Origin of the sequence: Pseudomonas fluorescens, from assembly GCF_001307155.1 — a bacterium.
Lineage (GTDB): Bacteria > Pseudomonadota > Gammaproteobacteria > Pseudomonadales > Pseudomonadaceae > Aquipseudomonas > Aquipseudomonas helvetica.
The window spans coordinates 819,064-840,127 of record NZ_CP012830.1 but is presented as its reverse complement, the minus strand read 5'-3'; the positions used below and the strand labels follow the sequence as shown (position 1 = coordinate 840,127).

The following is a 21,064-nucleotide window of genomic DNA, read 5'->3' as shown; positions in this document are numbered from 1 at the left end:
TAATCAGGTCAGTTGCGGTGAGCGCAAGGCCGATCACGGGCGGCCAGACAAGCGCCGGGAGTTTGTACTCTTTGCGGCGCAGGTGTCGGATCATAGCACCGGGGGTGCGGCTTAACCACGCAGCAACTGTGTGGAATAGAGGTTCCAGAGCCGTTTGTAATATTCAGGCGGCGCTGATCAGTTGAAAGGCCACGGCAAACATCATCACCGCCACCAGCAGGTCGAGAATCCGCCAGGTGCTCGGGCGTGCCAGCCACGGCGCCAGCCACGCGGCACCCAGCGCCAGGGTGAAAAACCACAGCAATGATGCGCTGGCCGCGCCCACTACATAAGCGCTCGGCACGGTTTGTTGGGCCCCGAGCGAACCGATCAGCAACACCGTGTCCAGATACACATGAGGGTTGAGCAGCGTCACCGCCAGTGCACTGAGCAATACCGCGCGCAATGAACGCACGGTCTGGTTTTCACCCTGTTGCAGGCTTTGCCTGGAACAGGCGCGACGCAGGGCCAGGCTGCCGTACCACAGCAGGAAGGCTGCGCCACCCCAACGGGCGATCGCCAGCAACAGTGGATTTTGCGCGAGGATCGTCGCCAGCCCGAACACTCCGGCGGCCACCAGCAACGCATCGCAGGTCACGCAGAGCGCCGCCACCGGCAGGTGATGTTCGCGGCGCAGGCTTTGCGCCAGCACGAACGCATTTTGCGTACCGATCGCCATGATCAGTCCCGCAGCGACCAACAGGCCGTTCACATAACTTTGCCACATAAGGTTTACTCCGCGTTGGCCGCGAGCTGCCGCAGTACCGACATCGCGCGCTTGGCGTCGGCCTGGCCGACAAACAAATGGTCGTGGTAATAGCCGGCAATCACGTTGCAGCTGATCCCGGCCTGGCCGAGGGCTGTGGCGAAGGCGGCGGTCAGGCCAACGGCTTCGAGGGCCGAATGCACGTTGAGGGTGATCCACGCCGCCAGATAGTCGAAACTCAACCCGGCCTTTTCGGCTTGCGAGCGCTCAAGAATCACCGTCAGGCCTTCCTGTTCGCGGAAACTGCCGATGATTTCGCAGCCCTTCGGCAGGTGACCGTCGCGAATCGTACAGAACACGTATTCGCCGTCGTTGAGCTGCGGGCTCATGCTGCGCAGCAGGGTGTTCAATGAGGTTTCGCCAGCCATGTCGCTGATCCTTGTTCAAGAGTTCTTGCTGGTCATTCTCCTGCTCCAGGTTGTATAAGAAAAACCAATATTGCTGATCGCTCATTAGGAAAACTGATGTTCGACTATAAATTGCTGTCCGCCCTTGCTGCGGTGGTTGAGCAGGCCGGGTTCGAGCGCGCCGCTCAGGTGTTGGGGTTGTCGCAATCGGCGATCTCCCAGCGCATCAAGTTGCTCGAAGCGCGCATCGGCCAGCCGGTGCTGGTGCGGGCCACGCCACCGGCACCGACCGAGATTGGCCGGCGTCTGCTCAACCATGTGCAGCAGGTGCGTTTGCTGGAGCGCGACCTGCAAAGCCTGGTGCCGGCGCTGGACGAAGAAGGCTTGCCGGAACGCCTGCGCATCGCCCTCAACGCCGACAGCCTGGCCACGTGGTGGGCCGAGGCGGTGAGTGACTTTTGCGCCGAGCAACATCTATTGCTCGACCTGGTGGTGGAAGACCAGACCGTTGGCCTCAAACGCATGCGCGCCGGTGAAGTGGCGGCGTGCGTGTGTGCCAGTGAGCGCCCGGTGGCTGGCGCTCGCAGCGTGTTGCTGGGCGCCATGCGTTACCGCGCGCTGGCCAGCCCGGCGTTTATTGCCCGGCATTTTCCCCAAGGGGTCAGGGCCGATCAGTTGGCGCGCACGCCGGCGCTGGTGTTTGGCCCGGATGACTTTTTGCAGCACCGTTACCTGGCGTCATTGGGCGTGGAGGGTGGTTTCGAACATCATTTGTGCCCGTCATCCGAAGGTTTTATCCGTCTGACTGAAGCCGGTCTGGGCTGGGGACTGGTGCCGGAGTTGCAGGTGCGTGAACAGCTTGAGCGCGGTGTGCTGGTGGAGTTGTTGCCAGATAAACCGATTGATGTGCCGTTGTACTGGCATCATTGGCGCAATGGTGGCCAGTTGCTGGGGTTACTCACCGAGCATCTGGTACGTTTATCCAGGCAGTGGCTGGTGCCGTTGGACTGACGGGCAGCGTCAAGAGCAGACGAAATCGGTAATGCGACACGCATGAAAAACGAAACACATCGGAGCAAGTCATGAAAATTCTGGTCACCGGCGCAAGCGGCTTCATTGGCGGGCGCTTTGCGCGTTTCGCCCTGGAGCAGGGCCTGGACGTGCGGGTCAACGGCCGCCGGGCCGAAGGCGTCGAACATCTGGTACGGCGGGGCGCGGAGTTTGTCCAGGGCGATTTGAGTGACCCGGAACTGGTTCGCGAGCTGTGCGCAGACGTCGAAGCCGTGGTGCATTGCGCGGGTGCGGTGGGGCTTTGGGGGCGCTATCAGGACTTCCATCAGGGTAACGTGCTGGTCACCGAAAACGTGGTCGAAGCCTGCCTGAAACAGAACGTCCGGCGGCTGGTGCACTTGTCGTCACCCTCGATCTACTTCGATGGCCGTGACCACCTGGGGCTGACCGAAGAACAGGTACCCAAGCGCTTCAAGCATCCTTATGCAGCGACCAAATACCTGGCCGAGCAAAAAGTCTTCGGTGCTCAGGAGTTTGGTCTTGAAGTACTGGCCCTGCGCCCGCGCTTTGTCACTGGAGCCGGTGACATGAGCATTTTCCCGCGTCTGTTGAACATGCAGCGCAAAGGGCGTTTGGCAATCATCGGCAACGGCCTGAACAAGGTCGATTTCACCAGCATGCAGAACCTCAACGAAGCCATGCTCAGCTGTTTGCTGGCGACGGGATCGGCGCTTGGCAAGGCCTACAACATCAGCAACGGCGCGCCGGTGCCGCTGTGGGATGTGGTCAATTATGTAATGCGCCAGATGGACGTCCCGCAGGTGACTCGTCATCGCTCCTACGGTTTGGCCTACAGCATTGCGGCGCTGAACGAGGGCTTTTGCGCACTCTGGCCGGGGCGTCCGGAACCGACCCTGTCACGTTTGGGCATGCAAGTGATGAACAAAAACTTCACCCTCGATATCAGCCGCGCCAGGCATTATCTGGACTACGATCCCAAGGTCAGTCTGTGGACGGCGCTCGATGAGTTTTGCGGCTGGTGGAAGGCCCAGGACCCGGGCGCAAAATAAACTCTGAACCGAGCCAACTGATCACGGTCGATCAATGCGGCGAGTTCAGGGTTTATACTCGTCGCATTTAGCCATCACTGTGGTTCAGAAAGGTTGCCTCATGTCCATGCGTAACGATGCCAACGACGACTTCGACGATGTACCGAGCCTGCGTGCCGACCCTCACGATGCCGACGATTTTCCAACCGCCGCCGCTGCCCGTGAACACACCAGCGTACATGCGCGAAACGCGAGCAGGGGCAAAGTAAAAGTCCCGAGCACCGGCCCGTTGTGGGCCTTGGTCGGGGCGTTGCTGTTCGCTTTTGCCGGCCTTGCCTGGTGGAGTTTTCAGCAGATCTCGCTGATGGAGCAGCAACTGGTCGCGACCCAGGAAAGTTTTGCCCGCATCAGCGAGGAGGCCGCCGGGCGCTTGCAGGATATTTCCGGCAAAGTGGTCGCCAGTCAGTCGAACGTCACCAGCGACAGCGAAGCGCTGAAACTGAAAATCAAGCAACTTGAAACCAAGCTGGTGGAGCAGAACCAACAGCAGCAAGGCGTAGTCGGCCAGGCGTCGGACCTGGACAAGCGGCTGGCACAGATCGCTGCGCAAAGCGTTGAGCAACATGCCGTCAACGCTCAATTGCAAACCGATCTGAAAGCCCTGAGCGCTGACGTGACGACCCTGAAAAATACCCCGAGCGACACCAGCAAGTTCGATGCCCAGCTGAAAAGCCTGAGTGCCGAAATCGCCGCCTTGAAGAAACAAGGCAACCCGAGTGCGGCGATCGAGCGCCTGGAGCAAGAATTGGTAGTGATCAAAAGCCAGCAGGACAGCCGCCCGGCCGCGGCTCAAGGCAGCAATGCGAATGTCGCCGAGTTCGACGCCTTCCGTGGCCAGGTCACACGCAACATCACCACCTTGCAGAGCCAGATCCAGAACCTGCAGCAGCAGCTCAACGCTCGACCTTGATGTATAGGCGTTGAACACCTGTGGCTGCGGGGGGATTACAGCTCTTGATGATGTGGTATTTGTGATGACGCCATCGCGGGCAAGCCTTGCTCCTACAGGTAATGCACTGCTCTTGTAGGAGCAAGGCTTGCCCGCGATGCAGGCGACTCGGTCTCTCTATCGAACCTTGTCTTCCCGCCCGCGCAACACCTTGTTCGGCATCGCAATCGCTGCCGCCAGCCCCAGCAACGACACCGCTGCGCTGACCATCAGCAAATGCTGGAAGGTCAGCAGCAGCTCGGCGCGCAAGGCGTTTTGAGTCTCGCCCGGTGCGGCGTTCAGGCCATCGAGCAAAACGTTTCCGGAACTGCCTTCGGCGATCAGCGACGAGCCGGTCAAATGGGCGAAACTCGAATCCTGCAACAGCGCCAGCAACAAGGCCGACATCAATGCCACGCCGACCGCGCCACCAAGTGAGCGAAACAGGTTGGTGGTGCTGGTGGCGACGCCGATGTCGCGTTGCTCCACCGAGTTTTGCGTGCCGACCAATGAGGTCGGGAACTGCATGCCGGTGGCAATGCCACTGAGCAACATGAAGGCGCTGCTGATGAGCATCGCTTGCGGCGGGCTGAACGCCATGCCGAGAATCGCGATCGGGGTGAGCAGGGCGCCTGTCAGGATCATCGGTTTGTAACGACCGGTCACCGAGGTCCGGCGACCGGCGAAGTAGGCGCCCATCGGCAACCCCATCGCCAACGGCAACAAGTGCAGCGCCGCGCTGTCGGCTCCGGCCCCGGTGACACTCTGGAAACGCAGCGGCATCAGCACAATCAGCGAAATCGCCTGGAAACTGGTGAAGAAAATCGTGCACCAGCAGAGGAGTGCATTGCGGTTGGCGAACAGGTGCATCGGCAGCAACGGCTCGCGCGCCCGCCGCTCATGCCAGACGAACAGCGTCAGGGTCAGCACCGCACACGCCAGCAACCCGAGCACTTCGCTGCTGCGCCACGAATGCCCTTGGCCAACCTGAGTGATGCCCAGCAGCAACGCGGTCAGGCCGATGATCATCAGCAACGTGCCCAAATAATCGATGACCGGCTTGCGCTGCGGCACCGGCAAACCCACCAGTGTGCGGTTGGCCACCAGCCAGGCGCCGAGGCCCAGCGGCAGGTTGATCAGAAACACCCAGCGCCACGACAGGTACTCGGTCATGTAACCGCCGAGCACCGGCCCGGCCACGCTGGCCACCGCGTACATGCTGCTGAAGTAACCCTGATAACGCCCGCGTTCGCGGGGCGGCACGATGTCGCCGATGATCGCCTGGCTGACCGAAATCATTCCGCCGGCACCGATGCCCTGAAAAATCCTGGCGAGGACCAGCTGCTCCATGCTCTGGGCCATGCCGCAAAACACCGAGGCCAGCGTGAATAATCCCATGCCGAACAGCATCAGCCGCCGACGGCCGTAAAGGTCGCCGAGCTTGCCGTAGATCGGCACTGCCACGGTCATCGCCACCATGTAGCCTGCGATGACCCAGGCCAACAGGCTGAAATCCTTGAACTGGGCTGAAATGGCCGGCATCGAGACGGCGACGATGGTTTGATCCAGCGCCCCGAGAAAGATCGCCAGCATCAGGGAGACCAACACGCTGCGGATGGCCGGTTTGGTGGAGTCAGGCTGGTTCAGATTGGTCACGGGTCAAACCTGCGGGCGGTGATTAACCCGCAAGAGGCAAGGCGAGCGGGGATGCTCGCCAGTGTAAGTCGATAGCAGGCTATTCGATAGCCTCATACGGAAGCCCGACGTAATTTTCTGCAATGGTTTTTCGACCGGCTTCGGAGTCGACGAAGTACTCGAGCTCCGACTCGCTGATGCGCTGGCTGAAGGCATCGCTGCCTTCGAACGTGTGCAGCATCGAGGTCATCCACCAGGAAAACCGTTCGGCCTTCCAGACTCTCCGCAGGCAGATTTCCGAGTACTTCTCCAGCAGCTCGGTGCGGCCGTCTCGGTAGACCTTGAGCAGAATGTTGAACAAGGTGCTGACGTCGCTGGCGGCCAGGTTCAGGCCTTTGGCGCCGGTGGGTGGGACGATATGGGCCGCGTCGCCGACCAGGAACATCCGCCCGTACTGCATGGGCTCGACCACAAAACTGCGTAGCGGCGCGATGCTTTTTTCAATCGACGGACCGGTGACCAGCGTGTCGGCAAGCGCCTGCGGCAGGCGCGATTTCAGCTCTTCCCAAAAGCGCTGATCGGACCAGTCCTCGACCTTTTCGTCAGCGGGCACCTGAACGTAATAGCGGGTACGTGTGGTCGACCGCATGCTGCACAACGCGAAGCCGCGAGCATGTCGGGCGTACACCAGTTCATCGTGGACCGGCGGGGTGTCGGCGAGTATACCGAGCCAGCCGAACGGGTAGACCCGTTCGAATATGTTCAGCGTGTCGGCGGGAATCGATTGCCGTGCGACACCATGAAAGCCGTCGCAACCGGCAATGTAGTCGCAGTCCAGGCGCCAGGTTTCACCGTCCTTTTCAAAGGTCAGGAACGGCTCGGCGGATTTCATCCCGTGAGGCATCACGTTGCTGGCCTCGTAGAGGGTCGATGCCCCCGCCGACTGACGGGCGGCCATGAGGTCGCGGGTGACTTCGGTCTGGCCGTAGATCATCACGGTTTTGCCGCCGGTCAACGCGTGTAGATCGATGTGCACCTGGCGTCCATCGAGGGCCAGCTGGAAGCCGCCATGCACCAGACCTTCAGCGTCCATGCGCTGGCTGACGCCGGCCTGGCGCAACAGCTCGACCATGCCTTGCTCCAGGACCCCGGCGCGGATTCGCCCCAGTACATAGTCGGGTGTCTGGCGTTCGACAATGACCGTGGCAATGCCGGCGTTGTGCAGCAACTGGCCGAGCAGCAGGCCAGAGGGGCCGGCACCGATAATCGCGACTTGGGTTTTGAGGGTTTTCATTATTGTTAGGGCTCGCAAGCTTCACGCGGACAAAGTCGGTGAATGGTTTTTATGAATCGAGTGCTTGCATTTTTCGCTTGTGAGTCGGTCAATTGAAGGTGAAAACTGCGCTGAAACCTGTACATTTCGCCAATCGGGGCGATTACCGCCCGTTACGCTGAGGCCTGGACTGAAGTGATGAACAAGCCTGCCCTTCCTTCGATTCCCGTATTCAAACTCTATGGCGAGAGCCTGGACTGGCCGACCCCTGACTTGTTGCATTGCGAAACCATTTCCAAACGCAGCCGTGAACATCAATGGGAAATCAAACCCCATCGGCATGCCGATTTATGTCAGTTACTGTTTGTGTACAAAGGTCAGGCGGAGCTGGAGATCGAGGGGCAGCGCACGCAACTGAGCGAAGCCGCGATCCAGATCCTGCCACCGCTGTCGGTGCACGGCTTTCGTTTTTCCGAAGATGTAGAGGGATTTGTGGTGACACTGGCCGCGCCGCTGGTGGCTCATCTTCAAGCGCAGTTGGGCAGTTCGGTGAATGCCCTGGCAGTGGCGGAGAGTTACGCGGCAGGAAGCGATGCGGACTACCTCAACAGCCTGTTTACAGCCTTGCAGAATGAATACGTCGGGCACCAGCCAGCACGCGAAATGCTCATGCATTCGCTGGTCAGCGTGATCATGGTGTGGGTCAGCCGCCAGGTGATCCAGCGCCGCGCCGCCAGTCAGCGACCACAGCGTGCACGCGAATACCTCAACGGGTTTATTCAACTGGTGGAAGAGAATTATCGCCAGCACGTGAAGGTCGAGGATCTGGCACACCGGCTGGGGATTTCCGTGTCCCACCTCAACGGCACCTGCCGTGAGCTGGCGGGACAACCGGCATTGCAGATCATGCACGAGCGCCAGTTGCTGGAGGCCAAGCGATTGCTGACCTACACCAGCATGACCATCTACGAGATGTCGGATGTGCTGGGGTTCTCCGACCCGACCAATTTCACCCGGCTGTTTCGACGCCGCGTGGGGATCTCACCGAAGGCGTTTCGGGATCGCTTGAAGGCTGATCAGGATAGCGAGGGCTAAGCGCCCTCGTTACTTGAGGTTCAGGGTCGCGGTGTGTGGAATGCACCGTTCAAAGTTGCAGCTGGCGTACTCACGTGGCAGCTGCCGGGCCTGTTCAACGCGGTAGGCGGCGGTGCCATACAACGCCAGCGCGGCGGTGCAGGTGATAAAGATCGCGAGATACCTTCTGGTTTTAACGCTCATGGCGCTGACCTCTGAACCGATACCCCATATTTTTTAAGGGGTACTGATATCAGCATAGGTCAGCGGTGGTGAGTTGCCATAAACCCCCTCACCACAAGGTAGGTGTTCTGCCTTTAAAGCCCCACATCCCACGCAGGTTCTTCGGGAAACCTCGACACCAGAAAATCCAGCATGCTGCGCAGCGCTGCGGGCATGTGTTTGCGTGAGGCGTACACCGCGTACATGTTCATCTGCCGTGGTTCGGCGTGTGGCAGCAGGCGCACCAGTTCGCCGCTGTGGATATGCACGCCGGCCTGGTAGCTGGGCAGCATCGCCACGCCGGCACCGGCCATTGCTGCGCGCAACAGCGTGCTGGCTTCGTTGGCGCTGATGTTGCCCTGCACCGGCACCGAAACCTGCTCGCCGTCCTGTTCGAAATGCCAGAGGCTCTTGCCGAAGTAAGAGTGGGTCAGGCAATTGTGCTGGCTCAAGTCCTCGACCCGTTGCGGTGTCGGGTGTTCGCGCAGGTAGGCGGGGGAGGCGCAGATCACCGAACGGCAGACGGTCAGCTTTCGGGCAATCAGGTTCGGGTCCAGGTCGTTGCTGGTGCGGATCGCGAGGTCTATGCGCTCGTCCACCAGGTTCACCGTGCGGTCGAGCATTTGCAGGTCGATGCTGACCCCGGGAAAGCGTTTGACGTATGCCGCCATGGCGTCCGCCAGTTGTGCCTGGCCGAACGAGGTGCTGACGCTGATCCGCAGCAAGCCGCGTGGCGCATCGTCCGGCTCGCTGACGGCGGCCTGCATGTCGCTCGACAGATCGAGCATCTGCCGGCAACGCGGCAGGATCTCGGTGCCGGCGGCGGTCAGGCTGAGTTTGCGCGTGGTGCGGTGCATCAAGCGCGCCCCGACCCAGTCCTCCAGTTCGGCCAGATAGCGCGACACCACCGGGCGCGACAGGTCCAGGTGATCGGCCGCGGCTGACTGGCTGCCGAGGTCGACGACGGTGACGAACACCCGCATTGCTTGGAGACGATCCATGATTTGCCCGCTTTCAGAAACAAACTATGTTCAAGCATCGCATTTTTTGTAGCGAGTCAGGCAACTAAGCTCTGTCCCATCGCCAAACACGGCTTATGCACAACGGAGCAGCACCATGATCGGCTTCACTTCTTTCAAGCGTCTTTTACTCGCCACCGCCACCCTGGGTTTTGCCGCTCATGCGGCAGCCGCCACCCCGGCACTGACTCTGGACGTCTACAACCCGGGCGCCGCTGCGATTTTCCCGGTGACCTCGGTACTGGTCAGCGGCGAGAAAGAAGCGATTCTGGTGGACGCGCAATTCGGCAAATCCCAGGCCGAGCAGGTGGTGGAAAAAATCCGCGCCAGTGGCAAGCAACTGACCACCATCTACATCAGCCATGGTGACCCGGATTACTACTTCGGCCTGGACACGATCACCGCTGCGTTCCCAAAAGCCAAAGTGCTCGCTTCGCAGCCGACGGTTGACCACATCAAGGCCACCGTTGAAGGCAAAGTAGCGTTCTGGGGACCGAAACTGGGTGCCGATGCACCGACAAAAACCATCGTGCCGGGTGTGCTCAAGGGCCATAGCCTGACCCTGGAAGGCAAGCAGCTCGACATCATTGGCCTGGACGGCAAGCAACCGGACCGGAGCTTTGTCTGGATCCCGTCGATCAAAGCCGCGGTCGGTGGTGTGGTCGTCGCGGAAAACATCCACGTGTGGATGGCCGATACTCAAAGCGCGCAGTCCCATGCCGATTGGTTGACTACGCTGAAGACCATCGACAGCCTGAAACCGAACACCATCGTTCCAGGTCATTACCTGGGTGACAGCGCACGTTCGCTGGCCGCTGTGCACTTCACCGCCGACTACATCAAGGCGTTCGACGCTGAAACTGCCAAGGCCAAAGATTCGGCCGAGCTGATCGCCGCGATGAAAAAGCGTTACCCGAACCTCGGCGAAGAAAGCTCGCTTGAGCTGAGCGCCAAAGTCGCCAAAGGCGAGATGAAGTGGTAAATCGCTGAAGTAACAACTGTGGCAAGGGGCTTTTGTGGCGAGGGGGCTTGTCGGAACGCCGCACCGCCCCGTTCGGCTGCGAAGCAGTTGTAAAACCTGTGAACGCGTTCTACCTGACAGATTTTGTTCACTGGTTTCGGGCTCGCTTCGCAAGCCAACGGGGGCAAGCCCCCTCACCACACAAACCCTATCGCCACAGGTCAACCTAATCAACTGGAGCACTGTTCATGAGCAAGATCGCAATCATTGGCGCCACCGGTCGTGCCGGTAGCCAACTGCTGGAAGAAGCCCTGCGTCGCGGTCACAGCGTCACCGCCATTGCCCGCGACACCTCGAAAATCAGCCCGCGTGCCGGTGTTGTCAGCAAAAATGTCGACGTTGCCGATAGCGCAGCGCTGCAAGCGGCGGTCGCAGGTGCTGATGTGGTGATCAGCGCGGCACACTTTTCGACGATCCCGGCCAGCGCGATTATCGAGCCGGTCAAAAAGGCTGGCGTGAAACGTCTACTGGTGGTCGGTGGTGCCGGTTCCCTGTTGGTGCCGGATGGCAGCAAAGTCATCGAATCCCCGAACTTCCCTGAAGAGTACAAGGCCGAGGCGACTGCCGGTGGCGTCTACCTCGACACCTTGCGCCAGGAAAAGGATCTGGGCTGGACCTTCCTTTCACCGTCGGCGCTGTTCGTCGAAGGCGAGCGTACCGGCACCTTCCGTGTGGGCAAGGACCATCTGCTGGTGAGCGCCGAAGGCAAGAGCTGGATCACCTTCGCCGACTACGCGATTGCGATGCTCGATGAAGTCGAGAAGCCAGCGCATAGCCGTCAGCGGTTTACCGTGGGCTACTGATCCACAGTAAACCACGCGCTCCCTGTAGCAGCTGGCGCAGCCAGCTGCTACAGGGGGAAGCGTTTGAGGGCAGATTCAGCGCGCCTGCGCCTGCACCACCAGCCATTCCATCAGTTCACGCAACTGCGGCGACGGTCCGGGTTTCTGCGGGAACACCAGGTAATACCCCAGCCCCGTTTTCACCTTCAAATCAAAAGGCATGACCAGCCGTCCGGCACTCAGGTCATCGCCGATCAACGACCAATCCCCAATCGCCACTCCCGTTCCTTGAGACGCCACGGACATCGCCAGGTCTAGGGTTTCGAAATGCTGACCCTTGCCGAGTGTGTTGAGGTTGACGTCCGCCGCTTTCAGCCAGGCCTTCCAGTCCCGCTGATCGCGCGTTGGGTGCAGCAGCAAATGTTGACTCAGGTCTGACGGGCTGTGCAGCGGCACCGGGCCGTCAAGCAGTGGCTGCGAACAGACCGGCGTCAGTTGCTCGTCAAACAGATGCAGTGAGGCCAGCGAACTGTCGGGCGGCGCGCCGTACATGACCGCAGCGTCGAACTGCTCGCGATGAAAATCCACGCCATGTTGCACCGTGGTGGTCAACTCCACCGGCACGTCCGGGCGTTCTTTTTGCCATTGCAGCAAACGCGGCAGCAGCCAGCGCATGACGCAGGTCGGGGCCTTGAGCTGCAAGGTTTCGCGGTGCGCGCCCACCTGCTCCACCGCCTCATCAATCAAGCCGAACACCTGCTGGATCCGTGGCAGCCACTCGAGCCCCTCGGCCGTCAGGCTCAAACCGCGTGCCTGGCGATGAAACAGCGTGTAGCCCAAATGTTCTTCCAGCCCGGCGATCTGCCGGCTCACCGCGCCCTGGGTGATGTGCAGTTGCTCGGCTGCCCGGGTGAAATTGCAGCACTGGGCCGTGATCAGGAACGTGTGCAACGCGGGAAGGGGGGGAAGTCGTTTCATAGAACGCCAAGGCATGAGGTGAGGACATGGCGAGTATGACTTTTTATCGATTGTTGCGGCTACCCGCTGACCGTTCCAATAACGCCATGACTGAGCACCGCGGCGCGCCATCCAATGCCGCGCGGGGCCAGCGTCTCAACGAACAAGAAGGGTAAAGATATGGCGACGTGCGGCGAAGTATTGGTCAAGTTACTCGAAGGTTACGGGGTCGAGCAGGTGTTCGGCATTCCCGGCGTGCATACCGTTGAGCTGTATCGCGGGCTGGCCCGTTCGAGCATCAACCACGTTACTCCGCGTCACGAGCAGGGTGCCGGCTTCATGGCTGACGGTTATGCCCGCACCAGCGGCAAACCGGGTGTGTGCTTCATCATCACCGGCCCCGGCATGACCAACATCACCACAGCGATGGGCCAGGCCTACGCCGATTCGATCCCGATGCTGGTGATCTCCAGCGTGCAATCGCGCAACCAGTTGGGCGGCGGACGCGGCAAGCTGCACGAACTGCCGAACCAGAGCGCACTGGTGGCCGGCGTTGCGGCGTTCTCCCATACGCTGATGTCCGCTGCCGAACTGCCGGGTGTGCTGGCCCGAGCCTTCGCCTTGTTCCAGGCCGGCCGTCCGCGTCCGGTGCACATCGAAATTCCGCTCGATGTGCTGGTCGAAGACGCCGATGCCTTGCTCGCCAGCCAACCGGTGAACATCACTCGCGCCGGTGCAGCGCCGTCCGCCGTCGCGCAGATGAGCGAACTGCTGGCCAACGCCAAACGCCCGTTGATCCTCGCCGGTGGCGGTTCGATCGATGCAGCGGCCGAGCTGACCCGGCTCGCCGAATTACTCGATGCACCGGTAGCGCTGACCATCAATGCCAAAGGCATGCTGCCGTCGGCTCACCCGTTGCTGATCGGTTCGACCCAAACGCTGGTGGCCACCCGCGCACTGGTGGCTGACGCCGATGTGGTGCTGGCCATCGGCACTGAGCTGGCCGAGACCGATTACGACGTGACCTTTGCCGGCGGCTTTGAAATTCCGGGCACCTTGCTGCGGGTCGACATCGATTCGGACCAGACCGTGCGCAACTATCCGCCGAAGGTGGCGCTGGTCTCCGATGCACAAAGCGCGGCCCAGGCCTTGCTCGACGGCGTGGCCAAACATTCGCTGGCCGAGCGTTGCAGCGATTGGGGCCAGGCTCGCGCCGCCAGCTTGCGTGCCGAGCTTGAAACCATCTGGGACGCGCCAACCCGCGCGCAGACGCTGTTCCTGCAGACCGTGCAGGATGAGTTGCCGGAAGCGGTATTCGTCGGCGACTCGACCCAACCGGTGTACACCGGCAACCTGACGTTCAACCCGGAACGCCCGCGTCGCTGGTTCAACTCGTCGACCGGTTACGGCACCCTCGGCTATGCCTTGCCGGCGGCCATTGGCGCGTGGCTCGGCGGTGGTCAGGAACGCAACAGTCGTCCACCGGTGGTGTGCCTGATCGGCGACGGCGGCCTGCAATTCACCTTGCCGGAACTGGCCAGCGCGGTGGAAGCACGCACCCCGGTCATCGTCCTGCTGTGGAATAACCAGGGCTACGAAGAGATCAAGAAATACATGGTCAACCGCGACATCGAACCGGTTGGCGTCGACATCTACACCCCGGATTTCATCGCCGTGGCCAAAGGCCTGGGTTGTGCGGCACACGCCGTCAGCGGCGTTGAAGAACTGCGCGCGGCACTGCGTGCAGCCACTGATCGCCAGGGCCCGACCCTGATCGAAATCGATCAGGCCCAGTGGATGAAGGCGGTGTCGGCATGAGCTTTCCAATCATCCAGGACGGTTTGTATATCGATGGCCAATGGTCGGCTGGCGACGAGCACTTGCGGGTCCTCAATCCGGCGACCGAAGCGCTGTTGACCACCGTCAAGGGAGGCGATCAGCGCGCAGTTGATCAGGCGGTCACAGCGGCCAGTGCGGCGTTTGTGCAGTGGTCGAAAACCACCGGTGCCGAGCGTGGCGCGGTGTTGCGCAAGATCGCCAATGGAGTGCAGGCACGCCGCGAGCGCTTGATGTATTTGCAGTCGAGCAACAACGGCAAACCACAGTTCGAAGCGGGCATCGATGTCGATGACGTGATCGCCACGTTCGAGTATTACGCAGGTCTCGCTGAAGCGCTGGACGCCGGCCAGGACCGCGTTGTGGAACTGCCGAGCGAAGACTTCGCCGCCCGCGTGCGCCGTGAAGCGTGCGGTGTGGTCGGGTTGATCGTGCCGTGGAACTTCCCGATGGTCACCACTGCCTGGAAGCTCGCGCCAGCCTTGGCGGCGGGTTGCTGCGTGGTGCTCAAGCCTTCGGAAGTCACGCCGCTGCCGGAGCTGGAACTGGCGGCGATCATCGCCGAGAGCGGCTTGCCCGACGGTGTGTTCAACCTGGTCTGCGGTACCGGGCTGGCGGTCGGTGCGCCGCTGTCGGCCGATCCGCGGGTGGCAAAAATTTCCTTCACCGGCAGCAACGCGGTCGGCGTTCAGGTCATGCAGCGTGCGGCGGAAACCGTCAAGGGCGTGAGCCTGGAACTGGGTGGCAAATCCTCGCTGTTGGTGCTGGCGGATGCCGATCTCGAGCTGGCCGTGGAGCTGGCCAGTGGTGGTGGTTTCTTCAACGCCGGGCAGATGTGTTCGGCCACCAGCCGGGTGTTGGTCGCCGATGAACTGGCGGACGAATTCCTGCTGCGCCTGACGGCGCGTGCCAATGCGATTCGCGTGGCTGACCCGTTTGACCCCGAGGTTGAAATGGGTGCGCTGGTCAATCAGGCGCAATACCAGCGCGTGCTGGGCCACATTGATCGCGGCTTGAGCGCGGGTGCGCGGTTGGTCTGTGGCGGTGACCGGCCTGCCGATCTGCCGCATGGCTATTTTTTGCGGCCGACCATTTTCACTGAAGTGCCCCTCGACAGTGCGTTGTGGTGTGAAGAGATTTTTGGCCCGGTGCTCTGTGTCCGCAGTTTTGCCACGGAGCAGGAGGCAATCGAGCTGGCCAACGACAGCCAGTTCGGTCTGGTGGCCAGCGTGGTCAGCGCTGATCCGCTGACCGCCGAACGGGTCGCCAACGCCTTGCAGGCGGGGCTGGTGTGGATCAACGCGCCGCAGGTGATCTTCCCGCAGACCGCCTGGGGCGGCTACAAGCAGAGCAGCATCGGCCGCGAGTTGGGGCCGTGGGGCTTGCAGGCGTTTCAAGAAATAAAGCACGTGATTCGGGCCGTCTGACAGCACGAAAACAGCCCACGCATGCCTCGTAACGAGGCATGCGCCAGGGACATGGCACCAATGATTTTTTTTCGATTGTTGCGCGTTTTGCGTGACCTCAGGATGAACCCGCAGACCTCGCTACAGCCCTTGTAACACGGGGCTGGCAGCGGATCGAAGAGCGCGGGCGCAAGGGATGCTCCTAACTCATACCTACAACAATAAAGGGAGTCCTTCATGGGCGATCATGATCTGAACAGAAGACAATTCATCAAGACCGTAGGCGTTGCATCGGTTGCGGCGGCCGCCATGAGCATGCCGTTCATCCGCGCCAACGCCAGTGACACACGTTTTCAGGGCAAGACCCTGCGGCTGTTGACCTGGTCCGATGACACCGGGCTTGCGGCGCTGCGCAACATCGCCGCGACCTTTGAAGCCAAGACCGGCGCCAAGGTCATCGCGGACCGTACCGGCAGTACTTCGGAAATGGTCGCCAAACTGAAGGCCGGTGGTGATCGCCCGCAATACGACGTCATCACCCTGGCTGGCGTCGGCGCTGAAGGTCTGGCCGCTGCCGGGTTGCTGGAAAAGCCGGACCTGAACCGCATTCCCAACCTGATCGACGTACCGGAGAAATACCGCACCGGGGCCAACGGTCACGGCATCGGTTACCTGCTCTGGTGCAACAGCCTCGTCTACAGCAGCCGCACTCAGAAAGAAGCCCCGGACAGCTATGCGGCCCTGTGGGACGCGGATCTGGCGCCGAACATCTTCCTGCCGCCGCCGAACTGGACCGAGGCCATGGACCTGATCATCATCGCCGCCAAACTGGCCGGTGGTGACGAGCACAACATCGAACCCGGCTTCAAAAAACTCGCCGAGCTCAAGAGCCGCGTGGTGACCCTGGGTGAGAACCCGAACCAGATCGCCGAACTGTTCCGCACCGGCTCCCTGGACATGGGTGGGTTGTACGCTCCTGCATTCTTCCCGAAACAGATCCGCGATCCGAACTACGGTCTGAGTGCAACCTTTGGCATGAAGGAAGGTTTCTACACCGACCTGATGCAGTCGGTCATGCCGAAGAACCGTCCGGGCGATACCGACCTGGCCTATGCCTTCATCAACCACTCACTCGATCCGCTGGTGCAGGGCAAGATGGCCGAAGACATCTATAACGGCCCGGTCAACGCCAAGGCAATCATCTCTGCCGAAGCGCGCAAGAGCCCGTACATCCTGACGCCGGAGCAGATTGCCGAGAAGGCGATCATGCACGACAACGCCTTCCTGGCGACTGTGCATGACCAATGGATTCGTCGCTACACGGAAATCTTCTCTTCCTGATCTGAATCGCAGGGAGGTTCTTCGAACCTCATCGCGGGCAAGCCTTGCTCCTACTGGAGCAGCGCAATACCTGTAGGAGCGGGGCTTGCCAGCGATCGAGTGCGCAGCACTCGCCTTGCACTTGATCTTCCATTGACGAGACCATTGCTATGGAACACCAACCTCTGACCCAAACGGTCAGCCCCGTTGCCGTACGCCCGAGCTTCGGCGTTTCGCCGACGGCGCGCGCCTGGTTATTTCTTTCGCCATCGATGCTGTTTCTCGGTGTGCTGATTGCCGCCAGCCTGCTGGTGTTGCGCATGAGCGTGGGCACCAAAGGCGCGGAATGGAGCGGTTTCAGCCTCGCCAGTTATGCCCAGCTGCTGGAACCCTATTACCTCAAGTCCCTGCTGCTGACCTTGCGCCTGGCATTGATCAGCGCGGTGATCGCCGTACTGCTGGCGATCCCGGTGGCGTACACCATGTCGCGCCTGACCTCGCCGTTGCTGCGCCGAGTGTTTCTGGCCGCCGTGCTGTTGCCGTTGCTGGTCAACCTGTTGCTGCAAAGCTACGGCTGGCTGGTGATTCTGGGACCTGGCGGGATGCTCAATCAGGCGCTGATGGGCCTGGGCCTGATCAAGCGTCCGATCATGCTGCTCTACAACCAGAACGGCGTATTGATGGGCCTGGTACAAACCGCTTTCCCGTTGGCCGTGCTGCCGATTGCCAGCGCCATGCGCGGCGTTGCCCGCACTTACGAGGAAGCCGCGGCGACCTTGGGCGCGAGCCGCTTGAAGGTGTTTTTCCAGGTGGTGCTGCCGATGAGCATGCCGGGAATCATCACCGGCGCGACCCTGGTATTCGCCTACAACGCCAGCAGCTTTGTGGTGCCCTTGCTGCTCGGTGGTCGGCGTGTGCCGATGCTCGCGGTGATGGTGCATGACCAGATCGCGCCGCTGATGAACTGGCCTGCCGCTTCCGCTGCCGGTGTGGTGCTGATCGTCACCACGCTGGCCATCATGACCTTGTCCGAATACATCACTGGCCGTCGTCGGCGCATGCTGGAGGCTTCGCAATGAGCACGTTGAGCAAGAAGCGCCTGTCGCTGTTGCCAGGCGATACCGGAAAATTTGCCGGGATCCTTTCAGGCGTCATCCTGTTTCTGGCGGTGTTGCCGATCCTGACCATGATTGTCATGTCGTTCAGTGGTTCTTCGAACCTCGACTTCCCGCCCAGCAGTTACAGCCTGCAATGGTACAAGGCTGCCTGGCACACCTTCGTGTCCCCGGACGCCAGCGATGTGCTGAGCCTGGGCAAAGCCATGAGCACCAGCCTGATGGTCTCGTTCATGGCCATGATCTTCGCCACCCTCGTTGCGGTGCCGGCAGCTTATGCACTGACCCGCCTGGAGTTTCGTGGCAAAGCCATGGCACTGCAATTGATGTCGCTGCCGTTGGTGTTCCCGATGGTGGTACTGGGCCTGGCGTTGTTGCTGGTGTTCGACAGCCTGCCGTTCCAGATGACGGTGTCGCGACTAGTGATTGCCCACGTGATCCTGGCCTTGCCGTTTGTGGTGAAAAACTGCACGGCGGCGATGCTGTCCATCGGCAGCGAAGTCGAAGAAGCCGCACAGATGCTCGGCGCTTCGCCGACACGGGCAATTGTCGATGTGGTCGTGCCGTTGATGAAGTCGGGGATCCTGGCCGGGATGCTGCTGGCGTTCATTGTCTCGTTCAACGAATTCACCGTGACTTACTTCCTCTACACCATCGATGTCATGACCGTGCCTATCTGGATGTTCAGCCGCACCGTGTCGTCGCTGGACCCAACCGTATTCTCGTTTGCCGTGCTGATCGTGCTGATCGACTTCGTCCTGATCTGGGCGTTGGAGAAGCTGGTTGGTGAAGGTGGCGTCTCGTTCTGATTTCTGGAGGTAATTAATATGACTGGTCTGATTCTGGAAAACGTCGAGAAACGTTACGGCACGGCGTGTGCGGTCAAGGACGTCAACCTGCATCTGCCTGAGGGCAAGCTGGTATGTTTTCTTGGCCCTTCGGGCTGTGGCAAAACCACCTTGCTGCGAATGATCGCCGGCCTGGAAACCCTTTCCGGCGGCGAGATTCGTCTGGACGATGAAGACATCGGCAACACACCGGCACACCTGCGCAACTTCGGCATGGTGTTTCAGTCGCTGGCGCTGTTCCCGCACATGACGGTCGGCGAGAACATCGCCTATCCGCTGAAACTGCGTGGCGTGAGCAAGGTCGATCAGCAGGCGCGGGTGGTGGAGTTGCTGGAACTGATTCAGCTGCAAGAAATGATTGATCGCCCGGTTGCGAAGCTCTCCGGTGGTCAGCGTCAGCGCGTGGCGATTGCCCGGGCGATTGCCTCGCACCCGAAAATCCTCCTGCTCGACGAACCGCTGTCGGCCCTCGATGCCAAGCTGCGCGAATCGATGCAAGTGGAGATTCGTCAGCTTCAGCAACGCTTGAACATCACCACCATCATGGTCACCCACGACCAGCGCGAAGCCATGACCATGGCCGATATCGTGGTGGTGCTGGGGCAGAATCGGGTGCAGCAGGTCGGCACGCCGATCGAGATCTACCGGCATCCGGCCAACGAGTTCGTCGCCGACTTTATTGGTTCGGGGAACATTTTTCCGGCCACCGCATTGGGTGACGGTAAAGTCGGTTTGCCCGGTGGCGATGCACTTCAGGTGCCGATTTGCAGCAGCATCGTGGTCGGTGAAAAGGTCAAGATGCTGGTGCGTCCGGAAGACCTCCAGCTGTCGCACCCACAGGCAACCGCCGGTAATCGCTTGCTGGGCAGGGTGACGTTCGTGCGCGATATCGGCGCGACCATCGAAACCACGGTCGAGTGTTCCGGGGTGACGCTGACAGCCTTGAGCACGCCATGCCAGGGCATCGGCCTGAGCATCGGCAACCCGGTGTCGGTGACCATTCCATCCGAAGCCTGCCGCGTACTCGCCGCCTGACCCGCCACGCATCCACAAATCCACACCGCTCAACCCGTAGGAGCAAAGCTTGCTCGCGATGCAGGCGCCGCGGTCTCACTCGCTGACCGCGTCATCGTTCATCGCGAGCAAGCTTTGCTCCTACGGGTTTGGGGGGTTAGACAGACATCCGCAACCGCGCCAAATCCCGCAACGGCGGCGCGCCAAACAGCCGGCTGTACTCGCGGCTGAACTGCGAGGGGCTTTCATAGCCCACGCGGTAACCTGCCGCCGAGGCATCGATGCCTTCGGCGAGCATCAAGCGCCGCGCCTCTTGCAGGCGCAGTTGCTTCTGATACTGCAGTGGGCTCATGGCCGTCATCGCCTTGAAGCGATGGTGCAGGGTCGACACACTCAGGTTCACTTCCTTGGCCAACTCATCAATGCGCAACGGCTGCTCGTAGTTACCGTTGAGCCATTTGATCGCCTGGCCGATGCGATGGCTCTGGCTGTTGGCGACGGCAATCTCATACAGCCGATGGCCTTGGGGGCTGCGCAACAAGCGATAGAGAATTTCCCGACGAATCAGCGGCGCGAGCATCGCGATGTCTTTCGGGGTGTCGAGCAAGCGCGCCAGGCGCAGCACGGCATCGAGCATCGGTTGATCCAGTTGTTCGACATACAGGCCGCGCCCGGCAGGGCGGGTGGGCACGCCGATGGGCCCGGCGTCGGCAATCAATGCGGTGATTTCCGCCGGGTCGATATCCAGGCGCAAGGCCAGGATCGGCTTATCTGGCGAGACATCGACCACCCGTCCGCTGAGCGGCATCGAGACCGAGACCACCAGATAGTTGAGCGGGTCGTAGTTGAAGACGTCGTCGGCCAGCCGAACTTCCTTGCGCCCCTGGGCCATGATGCACAGCGCCGGTTGCGCGAGCACCGGGGCAAAGTCGTGGGACTGGCTGTGACGCGACAAAAACAACGAGCCGATGGCGGTCGCGTAGCTGCCATCCTCGCAGGTATTGCGACGAATGATTGCCGAGAGCTCCACACGCTGTTTTTCCATGTTGGCATCCAGCGGGGCGTGAGTGGAATCCAGAGATGGCATGCAAAACATCCTCGGCAAGGAGATGGGATGAGCACAGCTTAAATTTGTGCAAGTCCGGGGGGTAGGCAAATCCTGCGCAAAACTTGCCTGATCCTGCTGTGTGGTCGGATTCAGCATAGAGAACGTGAACAGAACATGGGAAAACTTGCTTGAAACCCCTTTGTCACATTTGCGCAGCTGACCTGGCGTTGGTTTGGCGGCAGTCAGCTGCGGGTGCAGGATTGTGCAATAAGCCGGCAGGAATCGACTAACGGG

The 21,064-nt window shown here is 60.9% G+C and carries 20 protein-coding genes; 12 read left to right on the top strand and 8 right to left on the bottom strand.

Features of this window, described 5'->3' with window-relative positions; all coding sequences use genetic code 11:
- Positions 1–163: 163 nt before the first annotated feature.
- Positions 164–766 (bottom strand): LysE/ArgO family amino acid transporter, encoded by a 603-nt coding sequence (locus AO353_RS03925; protein ID WP_054593771.1) that lies wholly within the window; start codon positions 764–766, stop codon positions 164–166.
- A 5-nt stretch (positions 767–771) separates the two neighbouring features.
- Complete coding sequence (locus tag AO353_RS03920; protein ID WP_054593770.1) at positions 772–1,173, bottom strand: ACT domain-containing protein; 402 nt, start codon at positions 1,171–1,173, stop codon at positions 772–774.
- A gap of 96 nt (positions 1,174–1,269) precedes the next feature.
- Here AO353_RS03920 and AO353_RS03915 point away from each other — a divergent pair, with 96 nt between their 5' ends.
- From AO353_RS03915 to AO353_RS03905, 3 genes are all read left to right on the top strand, one after another.
- Positions 1,270–2,163, top strand: a complete 894-nt coding sequence (locus tag AO353_RS03915) for a LysR family transcriptional regulator ArgP (protein WP_054593769.1) — start codon at positions 1,270–1,272, stop codon at positions 2,161–2,163.
- Between the two features lie 71 nt (positions 2,164–2,234).
- The gene (locus AO353_RS03910) at positions 2,235–3,233 is read left to right on the top strand and encodes an NAD-dependent epimerase/dehydratase family protein (RefSeq protein WP_054593768.1); all 999 of its coding nucleotides are present in this window, start codon (positions 2,235–2,237) and stop codon (positions 3,231–3,233) included.
- Between the two features lie 100 nt (positions 3,234–3,333).
- Positions 3,334–4,182, top strand: coding sequence for an ATPase (locus AO353_RS03905; protein ID WP_173859944.1), 849 nt, complete (start codon positions 3,334–3,336; stop codon positions 4,180–4,182).
- Between the two features lie 156 nt (positions 4,183–4,338).
- Here AO353_RS03905 and AO353_RS03900 read toward each other — a convergent pair whose 3' ends face one another.
- Positions 4,339–5,856 (bottom strand): MDR family MFS transporter, encoded by a 1,518-nt coding sequence (locus tag AO353_RS03900; protein WP_054593767.1) that lies wholly within the window; start codon positions 5,854–5,856, stop codon positions 4,339–4,341.
- A 79-nt stretch (positions 5,857–5,935) separates the two neighbouring features.
- Positions 5,936–7,129: a 4-hydroxybenzoate 3-monooxygenase gene (gene pobA, locus AO353_RS03895; protein WP_054593766.1), complete on the bottom strand. Its 1,194-nt coding sequence runs from the start codon at positions 7,127–7,129 to the stop codon at positions 5,936–5,938.
- A gap of 177 nt (positions 7,130–7,306) precedes the next feature.
- Between pobA and AO353_RS03890 the strand changes: the two genes are divergently transcribed.
- A complete protein-coding gene (locus tag AO353_RS03890) occupies positions 7,307–8,203 on the top strand; it encodes a helix-turn-helix domain-containing protein (protein ID WP_054593765.1) in 897 nt (298 codons plus the stop codon).
- A 9-nt stretch (positions 8,204–8,212) separates the two neighbouring features.
- Here the strand turns inward: AO353_RS03890 and AO353_RS31305 are convergent, their stop codons facing one another.
- The gene (locus tag AO353_RS31305; RefSeq protein WP_173859945.1) at positions 8,213–8,386 is read right to left on the bottom strand and encodes a hypothetical protein; all 174 of its coding nucleotides are present in this window, start codon (positions 8,384–8,386) and stop codon (positions 8,213–8,215) included.
- 113 nt (positions 8,387–8,499) lie between these two features.
- Complete coding sequence (locus AO353_RS03885) at positions 8,500–9,405, bottom strand: LysR family transcriptional regulator (protein ID WP_081013694.1); 906 nt, start codon at positions 9,403–9,405, stop codon at positions 8,500–8,502.
- Positions 9,406–9,520: 115 nt separating this feature from the next.
- Here AO353_RS03885 and AO353_RS03880 point away from each other — a divergent pair, with 115 nt between their 5' ends.
- The gene (locus AO353_RS03880) at positions 9,521–10,405 is read left to right on the top strand and encodes an MBL fold metallo-hydrolase (RefSeq protein ID WP_054593763.1); all 885 of its coding nucleotides are present in this window, start codon (positions 9,521–9,523) and stop codon (positions 10,403–10,405) included.
- A 227-nt stretch (positions 10,406–10,632) separates the two neighbouring features.
- Positions 10,633–11,247, top strand: coding sequence for an NAD(P)-dependent oxidoreductase (locus AO353_RS03875; RefSeq protein WP_054593762.1), 615 nt, complete (start codon positions 10,633–10,635; stop codon positions 11,245–11,247).
- 75 nt (positions 11,248–11,322) lie between these two features.
- Here AO353_RS03875 and AO353_RS03870 read toward each other — a convergent pair whose 3' ends face one another.
- Positions 11,323–12,204, bottom strand: a complete 882-nt coding sequence (locus AO353_RS03870; RefSeq protein ID WP_054593761.1) for a LysR substrate-binding domain-containing protein — start codon at positions 12,202–12,204, stop codon at positions 11,323–11,325.
- 159 nt (positions 12,205–12,363) lie between these two features.
- Between AO353_RS03870 and AO353_RS03865 the strand changes: the two genes are divergently transcribed.
- The 6 genes from AO353_RS03865 to AO353_RS03840 all read left to right on the top strand — a co-directional run bounded on the left by AO353_RS03865 (position 12,364) and on the right by AO353_RS03840 (position 19,743).
- On the top strand, positions 12,364–14,001 hold the full coding sequence (locus tag AO353_RS03865; protein WP_054593760.1) for a 5-guanidino-2-oxopentanoate decarboxylase: 1,638 nt from the start codon (positions 12,364–12,366) through the stop codon (positions 13,999–14,001).
- A complete protein-coding gene (locus AO353_RS03860) occupies positions 13,998–15,446 on the top strand; it encodes an aldehyde dehydrogenase family protein (protein ID WP_054593759.1) in 1,449 nt (482 codons plus the stop codon). Before AO353_RS03865 ends, AO353_RS03860 begins: the two co-directional genes overlap by 4 nt.
- A 216-nt stretch (positions 15,447–15,662) precedes the next feature.
- On the top strand, positions 15,663–16,766 hold the full coding sequence (locus AO353_RS03855; protein ID WP_054593758.1) for an ABC transporter substrate-binding protein: 1,104 nt from the start codon (positions 15,663–15,665) through the stop codon (positions 16,764–16,766).
- 149 nt (positions 16,767–16,915) lie between these two features.
- Complete coding sequence (locus AO353_RS03850; protein WP_054593757.1) at positions 16,916–17,824, top strand: ABC transporter permease; 909 nt, start codon at positions 16,916–16,918, stop codon at positions 17,822–17,824.
- Positions 17,821–18,669, top strand: a complete 849-nt coding sequence (locus tag AO353_RS03845; RefSeq protein WP_054593756.1) for an ABC transporter permease — start codon at positions 17,821–17,823, stop codon at positions 18,667–18,669. Before AO353_RS03850 ends, AO353_RS03845 begins: the two co-directional genes overlap by 4 nt.
- 18 nt (positions 18,670–18,687) lie before the next feature.
- A complete protein-coding gene (locus AO353_RS03840) occupies positions 18,688–19,743 on the top strand; it encodes an ABC transporter ATP-binding protein (RefSeq protein ID WP_054593755.1) in 1,056 nt (351 codons plus the stop codon).
- 136 nt (positions 19,744–19,879) lie between these two features.
- Here the strand turns inward: AO353_RS03840 and AO353_RS03835 are convergent, their stop codons facing one another.
- Positions 19,880–20,809 carry an AraC family transcriptional regulator gene (locus tag AO353_RS03835; protein ID WP_054593754.1) on the bottom strand — a complete coding sequence of 310 codons (930 nt, stop codon included), beginning with the start codon at positions 20,807–20,809 and terminating at the stop codon, positions 19,880–19,882.
- Positions 20,810–21,064 lie beyond the last annotated feature (255 nt).